We start from the raw sequence: 13,637 nt of genomic DNA, 5'->3' as shown, positions 1-13,637 counted from the left end.
ATGGTCAGATAACGAACTTGGCCACCATTCCATTCAAATCCACCGCCAACCGCGACAGCTCATGGCTGGCCGCGCTGGTCTGGTTGGCGCCCGCTGCCGACTGCGTCGCCAGGTCACGAATATTCACCAGATTGCGGTCCACTTCGCGCGACACCTGAGCCTGCTCTTCCGAGGCGCTGGCGATCACCAGGTTGCGTTCGTTGATCAGGCTGATCGACTGGGTGATCTGCTCCAGCGCCACGCCAGCGGCGCGGGCCAGTTCCAGGGTGTGTTGGGTGCGCTGGTTGCTCTGCTGCATGGATTGCACGGCTTCACCGGTGCCGTTCTGGATGCCGGCGACCATTTTCTCGATTTCCTGGGTGGACTGCGCGGTGCGATGGGCCAGCGCCCGCACTTCGTCGGCCACCACCGCGAAGCCACGTCCGGCTTCACCGGCACGCGCCGCCTCGATCGCGGCGTTGAGCGCCAACAGGTTGGTCTGCTCGGCAATCGCACGGATCACGTCCAGTACCTTGCCGATGTCACGCCCTTGCGCTGCCAGCCCTTCGATCATCGCCGCCGTGTTCTGCACATCCTGGGTCATGGTCTGGATTGCCCCGACCGTCTCCACCACCCGGTCGCGCCCTTCCCGCGCCGCCTGGTTGGACTGGCCGGACGCTTCGGAGGTGGACACCGCATTGCGCGCCACCTCTTCCACCGCTGCAGTCATCTCATTGACCGCCGTGGCCGCCTGGTCGATTTCATTGTTCTGCTGTTGCAAGCCACGGGAGGCTTCTTCGGTGACTGCGCTCAGTTCTTCGGCAGCCGACCCAAGCTGCGTGGCCGAGCCTGCAATGTGCTGGATGGTCTGGCGCAGGCTGGCCTGCATGGTTGACAAGGCACTGATCAGGCGCGCCGGTTCGTCCTTGCCGTCGTCCTCGATGGTTGTCGTCAGGTTGCCGCCGGCGATGCTTTCAGCCGCTTGCACGGCCTTGCGCAACGGCGTGACGATGCTGCGGGTCAGCAGCCAGGCCAGCAACACCGTCAGCAACGCAGCGGCGACCGACACCACGATGACGCCGGTAATGGCGCCTTCGTAACTGTGTTCTGCCTGGGTATCGGCAGCCTTGGCGCCGGCGGCGTTGAGGGCGATCAGTTTGTTCAACTGCTCGCCCATCTGGTCGGTGCCTTCCTTGATACGGCTGTTGATCAGGGCGCGCATTTCATCGACCTTGTCTTGCCTGGACAGGGCAATCATGTCGGCCTGGGCCTTGACGTAGTTGTCCAAGGTAGTGGCGAATGCCTTATACAACACCGCCTCCTCGACATTTGCCGGCAACGCGGCGTAATGGGTCTGCGCGACCCTGACCTTGTCCACCAACACGCCGATGCGGGCTTCGGCTTCCTGCAGGGCCGCCGGCTCACGGTTGACCAACACGCGAAAGGACAGGATGCGCATGCGCAACACGTTTTCCGTCATATGCCCCAGGTACGTCACACTGGGCAGCTGATTGGTGCTCATGTCCAGCGAAGCCTGGCGCATCAGGGTCATGCGGTTGACCGCAAATACCCCCAAAATGACCACCAGCACTGCAATGAAGGCAAACCCGAGAAATGCGCGAGGGGCAATATTCAGATGACGCAGGGACATAAGGGGGCTCTCAGAAGTGATGTTCGCCAGCGGCCTGCCGCGAATCGATCCGTCAGCGCCAACGCGCTACCCAGACCTTGGCCACCCCTGGTGTAATGGATAGGTGGGCCTATACGGGGTATCGGCTGATGTCGACGTTTTATGCAGGCGCTTTATAAATAATTTATTACACTTCTGACGACTGGCCGTTTCTGGCATCCTGCGCCTCCCTTTTCTGACCCGAGCCCTCATTTTGTCTGACGCTCAAGCCCCCCGCCCGCGCTATAAATCCGACCTGATCTACGGCCTGGAAGACCGTCCGCACTTCACGGCGGCGATATTTGCCGCCTTGCAGCATGTGCTGGCGAGCTTCGTCGGCATTATCACGCCGACCCTGATCGTCGGTGGTGTGCTGGGCCTGGAAAGCGAAGTGCCTTATCTGGTGAGCATGGCGCTGTTTGTCTCGGGGCTCGGCACTTTCGTACAGGCACGTACCTTCGGCCCCATCGGCTCGGGGCTGTTATGCCTGCAAGGCACCAGTTTTTCCTTTATCAGCGTGATCCTGAGTGCCGGCTTCATGGTCAAGGCCCGCGGCGGCGGCACTGATGAGATTCTTTCGACGATCTTTGGCATCTGTTTTTTTGCAGCCTTCATCGAAGTGGTGCTCAGCCAGTTCATCGGCAAGCTGCGCAAGCTGATTACCCCGGTGGTCACCGGCACCATCATCACCTTGATGGGCTTGTCGCTGATCAAGGTAGCGGTGACCGACATGGCCGGCGGCTTTGGTGCGGGCGACCTGGGCGCCGCCAGCAACATGGGCCTGGCGGCGTTGGTGTTGCTGACCATCGTGGTGCTCAACCGCTTCGACAACCCGTTCCTGCGCCTGGGCTCGATCGTGATCGGCCTGACCCTGGGCTTTGTGGTGGCGTGGTGGCTGGGCCGGGTGGACATGACCGCCCTGCCCCAGGTGCCCTTGATCAGCGTGCCGGTGCCGTTCAAGTACGGGTTTTCGTTCGACTGGGTGGCGTTTATCCCGGTGGCGGTGATCTTCCTGATTTCGCCGCTGGAGGCCGCCGGGGATCTGACGGCCAACTCGATGATTTCCCAGCAGCCGGTCAAGGGCCCGCTGTACATCAAGCGCATCAAATCCGGCCTGTTGGCCGACGGGCTCAACTCGGCCATGGCGGCCACCTTCAACAGCCTGCCGATGGTAACGTTCGCCCAGAACAACGGCGTGATCCAACTGACCGGCGTCGCCAGCCGCTACGTGGCGTACTTCATCGCCGGCCTGCTGGTACTGCTGGGACTGTTCCCGATGATCGGCGCGGTGTTGCAATTGATGCCCAAGCCGGTGCTGGGCGGCGCGACCCTGATCATGTTCGGCACCGTGGCCGTGGCCGGCATCAAGATCCTCGCCGAAGCCGGGCTGCACCGACGCAATGTGCTGATCGTGGCGATTTCCCTGGGAATGGGCCTGGGTGTGGCCGCCGTGCCGGAAGTGCTGCGCGACCTGCCCAAGGCGCTGCACAACATTTTCGAATCACCGATCACCGTGGGGGCGTTCTGTGCAATCTTGCTGAACATTTTCCTGCCGGAAGAGTTCATAGAGCTGCAAGAAGATGAATTCAATCCGGAGTCCTCTACCCTCAAGGTCATGCAGGACCCGGACGTTACCAAACACTAGGAGCACCTTTGTATGCGCAAGCTCATGGTTCTATCGCTGTTGCTACTGACCTTGAGCGCCTGCGCGCTGTTCCCCAATCGCGACCCGGTCAACATCAACGTGGTCGGCATCGAACCCCTGCAAAGCCAGGACCTGGAAGTACGCTTCGCCGTGAAGCTGCGGGTGCAGAACCCCAATGAAACGCCAATCGACTACAACGGCGTGGCCCTGGACCTGGAGGTCAACGGCCGGCCATTGGCCTCGGGCGTCAGCGACCAGGCCGGCAGCATTCCGCGATTCTCCGAAGCCGTGCTGATGGTGCCGGTCAGCGTTTCGGCGTTCACCGTATTGCGCCAGACTTTGGGCTTGAGCCAGACCCAGAGCTTGAACAACCTGCCCTATGTACTGCGCGGCAAACTGGCGGGTGGGCTGTTTGGGACGATGCGTTTTGTCGAGCGGGGCACGCTGGATTTGCCCAACACCGCCACCTGGTGAACGGCGGCGACAAACGCTGAAGATCCAATGTGGGAGGGGGCCTGCCCTAATGCCAGTCAGTTAAGCGTACACCGCCGTCTGTAGGAGCGAGCTTGCTCGCGAAAAACGTCAACGATAACGTGTGCTTTCTGAATGAACGCGGTGCCTGTGAGTTTTTCGCGAGCAAGGGCTAGCCGCCCGCCTCGTTCCTACAAAAAGCCTTAACTGACTGGCATTAGGGCTTGCCCCCGATAGCCATAGGTCTCTACACAACTTTGGCACGGCCCTGAACCTGTGATTGCTCGGGAGCCGAAACCTCTCTAACTGATGCCCCGCGACCTAAATGTGGGAGGGGCGGTGCGACGATTCGACTTGCCCCCGATGGCGGCCTGACAGCCGACCAGGATGTTGGATCAGAGCGAGTACATATCCGTTGCTGCGGTAACGGCGGCTTAGGGGTCCGCCCTGACGGCGGGTCACTTTGGAAAAGAGCCCCAAAGTAACCAAAGGGCTCTTGCCCCACCACTCGGCACCTCGCCTAGGCTCGGTGTGCCCGTAATCCGACAGTGATTTGGGGGGCCGCCGCCACGCGCCATCCATGGCGCGGGGCGGCTAAACCGGCATCCCTGCCGGTTTACCCCCCAAATCACTGTCGAATTGCGGCCAGCGTGGTTTAACGGGGCGCTTAGATCAAAAGCAAGATCACAAGCAAGAGCGGCTCGCTTCGCATCGTGGTTACCGTGGCGGCTACAAAGTTGTGTAGATACCTATGCCCCGATGGCTGTGTACCAATCAGCCTATCTGCAACTGAACCACCGCCATCGGGAGCAAGCCCCCTCCCACATGTTTAATCGCGTTTAGTCAGTGATATAGCGCACACCCGGCTTGGCGCGCTCGTCCACCGTCAACTCAAAAATATCCGGCCTGGCGTAATGCCCCACCACGTCGTAGTCATACCGTGCCCGCACCAACTCATCGGTATCGATCCGCGCTGTCAGCAGGCCCGCCTCACCCACCAGCGGCCCGGCCAGAATGTCTCCCATCGGCCCGACAATCACGCTGCCTCCGGCAATCAACGGTCGATCCGCCGGCCAGTTGGCGACCTCCACGCCCAACGCCGTGGGCGATGCCTGTACCTGGCAGGCGCTCACCACAAAGCAACGCCCTTCATGAGCCACGTGGCGCATGCTTACTTGCCACATCTCGCGTTCATCCACGGTCGGCGCGCACCACACCTGTACGCCCTTGGCGTACATCGCGGTGCGCAGCAGCGGCATCATGTTTTCCCAGCACACCGCGCCGCCAATCCGCCCCACTGCGGTGTCGATCACCGGTAACGTCGAGCCGTCGCCCTTGCCCCAGATCAGCCGTTCGGTGCCGGTGGGCATCAGTTTGCGGTGCTTGGCCACAAGCCCGCCCATGGGTTCAACGTACAACACGGTGCAATACAAGGTGCTGCCACTGCGCTCGATCACACCGACTACCAGGCTGGCCCCCGTGCGCGCAGACAACCCGGCCAGCGCATCGGTCTCGGCGCCTGGCATATCAATGGCATTGGCAAAGTAGCGGGCGAAGGCTTCGCGCCCTTGCGGCAGGCGGTAACCCAGTTGCGTGCCAAACCCTTCGCCTTTCGGATAGCCGCCCAACAAGGCCTCGGGCATCACCACCAGTTGCGCGCCGCTGCGCCGAATTTCGTCTTCATAGGCGAGTATCTGTTCGAGGGTTTCGGCCTTGCCGCCCGGTAGCGAGCCAATTTGTAAAGCAGCCACGATAGAAACAGGCATCACAGTTACTCCAAGTCAGTAGGGGTTGCCCATTCTCCGGCCAAGCTTGATCATGAATGAAGCCCCCCTCAGCACTGAATGATATGAGCCAAATCAATATCGCCCAGGTCGACCTGAACCTGCTCAAAACCTTCGAAGCCCTGCACGACGAATCCAGCGCCAGCCGCGCGGCGTTGCGCCTGGGGGTTACGCAATCGGCCATCAGCGCCGGTTTGCGGCGTCTGCGCGAGCTATATGGCGATCAGCTATTTGTGCGCACGGGACGTGGGCTGGCGCCGACCGTGCGCGCCAACCAATTGAAACCGGTGATCAGCGAAGCGCTGGACCGTTGTCGGCAAAGCCTGGCGATGATTGATCCACAGAGCCCGAACTATCAGGGCCGTTCCGTGGTGCTGGGCCTGTCGGACGACTTCGAGATTGCCTATGGCCGTCGCCTGATGGACAGCGTCGCACAGCGTCTGCCGAAGCTGCGGATGATCTTTCGCCAGACCCACAGCCAGATCGTCGCCGACGCCCTGCTCGACCGCAGCCTGGACCTGGCGATCACCGCCGGCGGGTTTGCCGAGCGGCGCCTGAGTCGGCAAGTGCTCGGGGAAGGTGACTATCGCTGCCTGGTGGATCCGGACAGCCTGGCGCCCGGCCAGCAACAGCTCGACCTGACGGAGTTCGTCGCGCGCGAACATGTGCTTGTGTCGTCGGGTGGGTTTATCGGCATTACCGATGAAGGCTTGGCGGCGCACGGCTTGAGCCGCCAGGTGTGCGCGTCCACCAGCCACTTTGCCGCCTTGGCGTTTCTGCTCAAGGGCAGCGCGGCGGTGGCGACGATCCCTGGGCATGCCGCCGAGGCCATCGCCCGCCTGACCGGCTTGCGCGTACTGCCCTGCCCACTGGCATTGCCCCGTTATCCGGTCGAGCTGGGCTGGCGCACCCAGGCCCAGCTCGACCCCTTGCTGTTGAAGGTTCGCGAGGCGATCGAGGCGTGCTTTATTTAGCCGCGGCCATCAGCTTGTTGACTTCGCTGCGCACCATGTTGGAAAACTCCGGCGGCGACATGCCGTCCAGTTCCGCGCGCACCCACTCGGCCCATTTGCCCTTGCGCTTGGCGCGCTCGCCGAACAAGCGCGCGGCTTCGCCCTTGGCCTTGCCCAGGTTGGTTTGCCACAGGTCATAGAGACGGGACTTTTCATCTTCCAGCTCGGCGCGTTCGGCGAGGGTCTTGTTGGCGAGATTGAAGCTCATGTTGAGTTACCTGCTGCACAAATAGGTGACATCTTACACTGTAGGTCGAAAAGACCCGATTTCGATTTTGCCGCAAATGGGCAGCCCGCAAAATAACTGCAACTTTTGCCAGCGCCCGACACTCCATTGTTCACTGTCACCTACACTTGCAAGGAGTCACACATGGCCCGCAAAACCGCCGCCCAATCCGTCGAAGATCAAATCAAGGATCAAGCCTTCAGCGAACTGACTTCGCTGATTGAAGAATCCGACAAACTGCTCAAGAGCAGTGCATCACTGGTGGGTGAGGAAGGCGAAACCCTGCGCGAGCAGGTCGCCATCAAACTCAAGCAAGCCCTGGACTCAGTGTCCAACGTCCGTGAGCGCAGCAAGCCGGTAGTCGATGCCACCGAGACTTATATCGGTGGTCACCCCTGGCAGACCGTGGCGATTTCCGCAGGCTTTGGCCTAGTGGTAGGCCTGCTGCTCGGTCGCCGTCACTGATAAGCAGGGGCTGCGCCCAGGGCGCAGCCCCTTCAAACCGCAGCCAACGCTTGCAGCTGCTGCAGGTCCTGTACCTCAAGTTCAATCCCCGTTTCCTGCGACTTCGCCCGTGCGCGATGCCGCCGATCACCCGGCAAGCGCCGCAACCCCGCCGCATGCATCTGTCGCACCAGTTCCTGGCTGCGCACCGCAAAGCTTTGCCCGGCGGTCTTGCTCGGGTCGATCACGATCAGCAGCTGGCCTGTCCACGGCGTACGCGCCCCCGGATGATCAGCCCAACTGAATTCGAAAGAAAAATGACCGCCCGTTAACGCCGCCGCCAGCAACTCGACCATCATCGACAGCGCCGAGCCCTTGTGCCCGCCAAACGGCAACAGCGCGCCGCCTTCCAGAATGGCTTTCGGGTCCTGGGTCGGCTGGCCCAGGCTGTCCACGCCCATGCCCGGTGGCAGGCGTTCGCCCTTGCGCGCAGCGATCTGCACGTCGCCATGGGCGATGGCGCTGGTGGCCAGGTCGAACACGATCGGCGGGCCGTCGGCGCGCGGCGCGGCAAAGGCAATGGGGTTGGTACCGAACAGCGGGCGGTCGGCGCCGTGGGGCACTACGCAGGTCATGCTGTTGACCACGCTCAAGGCCACCAGCCCTTCTTCGGCGAAGGGCTCGACATCCGGCCACAGGGCGGCAAAGTGATGGGAATTGTGAATCGCCAGCAACGCGATCCCGGCGCTACGGGCCTTGTCCACCAGCAACGCTCGCGCCGCTTCAAGGGCGGGCTGGGCAAACCCGTTGCCGGCGTCCACCCGCACGAAGCCGGACGCGACATCGGTCACCACCGGCACGGCCTGGCCATTGACCCAGCCACTGGCCAGGGTACTGAGGTAACCGGGCATACGGAAAATGCCATGGCTATGGGCGCCGTCGCGCTCGGCGCTGGCGCAATTGTGCGCCAGGATCGCAGCCACTTGTGGCGAGGTGCCGTGCTTCACGAACACCGCTTGCAGCAACCCCACCAGCTCGTTGAAACCGATGAGCGCTGTCGCGTTGTCAACTATCGGGGACTGGGCAGACATCTGTAGCTCCGATTTTGTAATTGGAAGAGACAACAAGAATCCAGACCGACGATTAAACAACGCCTCCCGTGCCTGCTGTCAACGGGCGCTTGACGTCTGAGCCAGTTATCTACCGCAGCACGCCCGCCGCCGCCCTCTACGTTGACAGTTCATAACCGCGCAACAATGGAGATGCCGGATGGCGAATGTGACCGTGCCCTACTTTTTCGATGAATTCCTGCATCCTGTCAGCCGCAAGGAGCCCACGCCACGGGAGCGTGCGCTGGGCTTCACGGTGAAAGATCTGAATTGGCTGCACACGCTGTACTACGCCACTGACACGGCACGCAGGGACACGACCTTAAACGAGTACCCCATGCTGGTGGAAAGGTTGCTGATCAACCCCACCGGCAAACACCCCACCCCACTGGCAGGCGCCTTTGTCATCAGCCCGACGCCGGACGAGGCAAAGGCCGTGCTCTACACCCCGTACACAGGGCTGGAGTTGTTCGACAGCCACACCGCCCTGCTCAATGAAGTGGACGAGCGGCTGAGGCAACCTGCACAACGCAGCGATTTGCTGCGCTTTTTGTCTATCGACGAGCAGGATGCGCTGCCGCTGGCGGTGCGCCTGACCGCGACCACCTCTGTCATCCAGGGTGCGGTGATGGAGGACCAGCAGCAAGCCATCCTGGACGGCCAGCAGAAAAACGTAGCAGTCATGCTCGACGAGTTGCGCAAACTCCCAAGCCTGCACGGGATGCTCGACACCTTGCTCGGCATCATGGCCCGTCCCTATTTCCCGGGCCTGAACCAGCGCGATACACGGGTGAGCTTCTTCAGCCGAGAGTCGGCCGCAGAAGACCGTCGATGGGTCACCTCCGAGCCCCTGCGCGATGCGCTGTTGCGTTTTTATGTGAATCACGCGTGGCCGACGGACCAGACGCATACTTTTTCCAATATCGGTCTCGACACCGCCACCCATACCCCGGAGCAACAGGCTCAAGACCAGCAGCGTTGGGACAGCGTGATCGAACAAACCAGCGGCATACTTTCAACGTTATTGAACAGCCTGTTGCAGACCTACTGGAACGAGGACTTCAACGGCCGCCAGTCACGCCGACGCTTTTTCAGCCGGGTTATCAGTGACAAATGCCGCGTTGACCTGCTGTTCAAGCAACAGGAAATGATTCTGTCCGCCGACCAAAGTCAAAAACTGAGGACGCTGTTCCTTCCCGACCAAGCCGCGCGTACCGCCTCCGACAGTCGGCTGAGCGTAGAAAAGGTGCGCATACATGCGCCGTTTCAACATTACGTCGATCTGGCCAGCACCCTGATGATCAGCAATTCCCACGCTTACCTCTACACCCAATCACGGGGTTTGCAGGTACTCGCAGATCTGAACGACCTTAACGATGCCCTGTTGAGCATGCTCAAAACCGCAGGACACGAAGATGAGCTGCTCAATTTCCTGTCCGTGGATGAGCGCAGTGTGTTTGTCGGCATGGATCACATCCAGGTGACCGGCAAGCCCGTCGCTGGCGATGTGTTCCAGGAAATCATCGAGGACATCATCGCCAAGCAATTCGACAATCTGGAAACGGCGCTGGGGCTGTTTCGGCGCAGCGCGGGCGGGGTCGACCTGGCCGCACAAGTCGAAAGTGCCCTGGACGTACGGACCATGCTCGACAGCCGTTTGCTGGAGCAGGAGACGGACGGGCGCTGGACCGTCCATCCCATCACCACTGACAGTGGCCGCCCCACCACGGTCCAGGCGGAAAAGTCCAAGTTGCACCTGCAGCGATTGCAGGCGATAGAGGCGGCAATGGCCGAAGAGCGCAGCCGGTATCTGACCTTGCGCGAACTGGCGGCCCATGCACTGGATGCCGAGTTGGCCAAGCGCCAATTGGCGCTGAAGGCCGACGAGGTTCATATCAATACCTACCCCACCCAGGCCCTGGAGCGCGAAATCCGCCCGCCCCTGGCCTCATCGAGCATGGTCGAGCACTTCATTGCCCGCCTGGCCCGGCAAACCGATGCGCTGAGCAAGTCCAGCCTGACCTGGTTCTACGGCGACCGCCATGCCGGTGTCGCCTATAAGCTGCATAACCTGAGCATCGCGACCTTCAATTCGATCATCGAGCGAGTCCTGGGCACGTTTGCACGTGACGACCTGCGTGCACTGCCCAATCTCCTCCTGGAGAATAACCAGGCGCACCTGAGCCTGGGCATGTTGCAGGGTTTGAGCGGTGAGGCGCAGTTGAGACGGCTGCATAAGAGTTTGCCGGCCCAAAGCCTCGCCCTGCTGGACAGCGTTCTGAACGCCAACAGCATGACCCGGATGACCCGTCACGGCCTGAACGGGTTCATACCGGATGCCTTCGGCCTGAGCCTCAAAACCGGCGCGCAGAGCACGCCTCAGGCCCTGGCTAACTGTTTTGTGCTGACCGAACGTGGCGGCACGGACCCCATTCATTCAGGAACGGCGCTGCTGTGGACGCCACGTAACGGCTACGAGGCCTATCGGTCGATCAAGGCCCTGCGCCAAGCAGTGGAGCAACGCTTGCAAGACCCCCTGAAGCGATTGACCCTGCTGGAGAATCTGCCGATCTCCAAGCGTGTCCCCCATCAGGCCTGGCAGCTCGGCCCACTGCGGCGTATCGACGACCACCTGCTGCACGACCGGCAACAGAGCTACAGTGACTTCACGCGAGACGAGATAGACCATTTATTCTCGATGAAACTGAACGCAGAGCGCTTTCAGGACTGCATGGACAGCATCATCCGCCGGGCACCACCAACCAACCTGCCCAGGTCCATTGCCATTGCGCGGGCCCTGATCAACCTGCAAGCGCTGCCGGTATGGCTGGGCATGGCAAGCCCCCGCGAGCAACGCCTGCACGCCGAACTGCTTGAGCAATACCGCATCAGCGCGCCGGACGAGCGTGACTACCTGCACAGCATCACGCCTCTGCGCGATGCGGCGAGGAGCACCCTTTCAACCTTGCTCGATAAACGCTTTCCAGGGCAATCGATCAACCCGGACAACGTACTGATACCGAGTCGTATCGACTTGAAGGGCAGCGCGCGGACCCTGACCGACTTCGCCCTGCGGCACTTGCCCGAGCTGCACGCCGAAGACATCAAGCCACTGTCGCGTACAGCCACCGAGCTACCGGCGGGACTGGACGGCGATGCCATCGTGCAACTGGTTCGACAACTGGACTTGAAAAGCATGTTCCAGAAGCAGCTGACCACTGACCTCAAAGGCCAGTCCGAGGACAGCCGCGAGCGTCGTCAATTGTTCTGTCGGCAATTGCCTTGGCAGTTGCTGCACTATGCCCATCAACAAACCCTGGATGAGCGGCTGTCCGCGTCGGCCTGGGGCTTCATCCAGCACATCTTCGATATGCCCGACGCGCTGGCGCGTGCCGCCGTGGCGGGCGTAACGGCGATCATTCGGCCCCTGGAGCTGGTCGCCACCCCAGGTGCGGCGCGGGTCAAGGCGCTGGGCTGCTACTTGATCGGTCCCAAGGCCGGCGCTTCGGGCCCCCTGATCCTGTACGCCCCCTACAGCCCCACACATGGCTTGAAGGAATATGCCAATGAAGCGGCGTTCCTCAACGAGTTGACCACGCCCGGTGCGCTGCAGGACTGGGTAGTCGGCCGGTTGGAGGCGCCCGAGCAAGCCACTTACCGCAATTTGCTCAACGAAAAACCGCGCCATGAGCGCTCGGAGATCAGTTTTGGGGCAACGCCTATCACCGGCAACCTGCTCAAGCGGCTGTTTGAAGACAATGCCGAGATGCTCCTGGGAATGCTGGCCTCCCAGTTCTCGCGATCAGGCCAGGCAGCATGGGATGCGGTCACCAGCCTGCTCACCCAGGAAATCCCCAAAGGCCTGCAGTTCCTGGTCGGCAAGCTGGCCTACCCGCTGGCGGTGTGGCGCAGCTATAAACTGTTCAAAACCTCCGCTGAAGACTTGCAGCAACACCGCTGGCAACATGCGCTCAAAACCTTCATCGGAGGCGTGGCTGCATTAGCCTCCCTGCGCGAGGGCCTGGACCAACTCTTGCCGCAAACGCCCGCCCCAAAGGCAGACGTGAAGCTGGATGTGGTGGATTTGACGGCACCCTGGCGCACAGAGCTGCAAGCCTTTGAACAGCACGATATCGCCTTGCGCGATCTGGCGTTGAGCGCGCAAACCCACCTCTATCGGGATAAGACCGGCATCCGGCATTTCGTGCCGCTGGCGGGCAAGGTGTACCCGGTAAAAAGTGCCGGTGAGCGTTGGCGCCTGAACCAGGACGAGCTGCAGGGCCCCTATATACAACGCGACGCCCAGGGCGCATGGGTGCTGGACCTCGACCGGCATCATCCACTTTACGGCAAAACGTTGAGTCGCTTCTCAGACAAGGTTCAGACGCGAGGAGCCGAACGCGACTCCATCAATATCGAAGCGGTGGGGATGAGGCAAATTGCCGCGTTATCCAGTTGGAAAGCCCAGTGCATTGATGAAGCGCTTAACGTGGCGACCTATTATACGGTCACCTGCAAACGCAACCTCCTCCACTTCGCGACACACCTGAATGCTCTAAGCCGACTCGGCCGGTTTTTCGGTGAGTTGTTCGGCGTAGTCACATTGACGCCCGCTCAGGTGGGAAGAATCGAGCGGCGAATCGATGAGGTACTCAATGAGTTGACCAACCACACCTTGATCAACCCCGACTCACAGCGTTTTGTCTGCGGCACCCATCGCTACAATCCGCGACAAACCTTTGCTTTCGTGATTCCCAAGGATGCGAGCCAGAAGATCTATTTGATGGACCGCTTCTTCGACCCGCCCATGGACATCTATCAAAACCATCTGAATACCCCATTCGATATCTCGGCCCATGCACGAGCGACCATTCTGATTCACGAGATAACCCATCTCAAATCCCAGACCGAGGACCTGGCCTATCTGGACAGCATGCGGCCGTTCCCAGACCTGATCAAAGTCAGCACCCCGCGTACCAAGCTGATGCAGACCGACCTTTCGAACCTACGCGAAACCGCGCTGTCCACCCTGACGCCGGCCACGCTGCTGTTCAGGACATGGGATGATTTCAGTCAGGAATGGGAAGATTTCGGCAGCAGTGACGCTACGTCGGCGCAAAAGGCAAAGGTACTGAGCACCACCGGTGGCCGAACGCTGGATGACGCCCGGTCGATCTTCATGAGTAATGCCGACAAACGTATCGACACGATCCTGGCCAATGCCGACTCCGTGACCTACATGATCAGTCAACTCGGCCGAGAGCTGGATGCGGGAGCCTGAACAGGCTCCCGGCGGG

9 protein-coding genes are annotated in these 13,637 nt (G+C 61.1%); 5 read left to right on the top strand and 4 right to left on the bottom strand.

The window, feature by feature from the left end; all coding sequences use genetic code 11:
* Positions 1 to 4 precede the first annotated feature (4 nt).
* Positions 5 to 1,630 carry a methyl-accepting chemotaxis protein gene (locus C4J85_RS10905; protein ID WP_124409567.1) on the bottom strand — a complete coding sequence of 542 codons (1,626 nt, stop codon included), beginning with the start codon at positions 1,628 to 1,630 and terminating at the stop codon, positions 5 to 7.
* Between the two features lie 232 nt (positions 1,631 to 1,862).
* Here C4J85_RS10905 and C4J85_RS10900 point away from each other — a divergent pair, with 232 nt between their 5' ends.
* Both C4J85_RS10900 and C4J85_RS10895 read left to right on the top strand, forming a co-directional pair.
* Entirely contained in the window at positions 1,863 to 3,293 is a 1,431-nt protein-coding gene (locus C4J85_RS10900) for a nucleobase:cation symporter-2 family protein (RefSeq protein WP_124370364.1), read from the top strand.
* A gap of 12 nt (positions 3,294 to 3,305) precedes the next feature.
* Positions 3,306 to 3,767, top strand: coding sequence for an LEA type 2 family protein (locus tag C4J85_RS10895; RefSeq protein WP_124370363.1), 462 nt, complete (start codon positions 3,306 to 3,308; stop codon positions 3,765 to 3,767).
* Positions 3,768 to 4,603: 836 nt separating this feature from the next.
* Here C4J85_RS10895 and C4J85_RS10885 read toward each other — a convergent pair.
* Complete coding sequence (locus C4J85_RS10885; protein ID WP_124409566.1) at positions 4,604 to 5,530, bottom strand: carbon-nitrogen hydrolase family protein; 927 nt, start codon at positions 5,528 to 5,530, stop codon at positions 4,604 to 4,606.
* Positions 5,531 to 5,622: 92 nt separating this feature from the next.
* Here C4J85_RS10885 and C4J85_RS10880 point away from each other — a divergent pair, with 92 nt between their 5' ends.
* The gene (locus tag C4J85_RS10880) at positions 5,623 to 6,522 is read left to right on the top strand and encodes a LysR family transcriptional regulator (RefSeq protein ID WP_124411179.1); all 900 of its coding nucleotides are present in this window, start codon (positions 5,623 to 5,625) and stop codon (positions 6,520 to 6,522) included.
* Here the strand turns inward: C4J85_RS10880 and C4J85_RS10875 are convergent.
* A complete protein-coding gene (locus tag C4J85_RS10875; protein ID WP_003190904.1) occupies positions 6,515 to 6,769 on the bottom strand; it encodes a hypothetical protein in 255 nt (84 codons plus the stop codon). The genes C4J85_RS10880 and C4J85_RS10875 overlap by 8 nt on opposite strands.
* Before the next feature lie 162 nt (positions 6,770 to 6,931).
* On the opposite strand from C4J85_RS10875, the gene C4J85_RS10870 reads away from it, so the two are divergent.
* Positions 6,932 to 7,252 carry a YqjD family protein gene (locus C4J85_RS10870; RefSeq protein ID WP_124362397.1) on the top strand — a complete coding sequence of 107 codons (321 nt, stop codon included), beginning with the start codon at positions 6,932 to 6,934 and terminating at the stop codon, positions 7,250 to 7,252.
* 32 nt (positions 7,253 to 7,284) lie between these two features.
* Here the strand turns inward: C4J85_RS10870 and C4J85_RS10865 are convergent, their stop codons facing one another.
* Positions 7,285 to 8,322, bottom strand: a complete 1,038-nt coding sequence (locus tag C4J85_RS10865) for an Ldh family oxidoreductase (RefSeq protein ID WP_124409565.1) — start codon at positions 8,320 to 8,322, stop codon at positions 7,285 to 7,287.
* Positions 8,323 to 8,500: 178 nt separating this feature from the next.
* Here C4J85_RS10865 and C4J85_RS10860 point away from each other — a divergent pair, with 178 nt between their 5' ends.
* A complete protein-coding gene (locus C4J85_RS10860; protein WP_124409564.1) occupies positions 8,501 to 13,621 on the top strand; it encodes a dermonecrotic toxin domain-containing protein in 5,121 nt (1,706 codons plus the stop codon).
* The last annotated feature ends 16 nt before the right edge of the window (positions 13,622 to 13,637 follow it).

Origin of the sequence: Pseudomonas sp. R4-34-07 (assembly GCF_003852375.1) — a bacterium.
Lineage (GTDB): Bacteria > Pseudomonadota > Gammaproteobacteria > Pseudomonadales > Pseudomonadaceae > Aquipseudomonas.
Note: the sequence above shows the minus strand (reverse complement) of the source record. Positions and strands in the feature narration are given on the sequence as shown.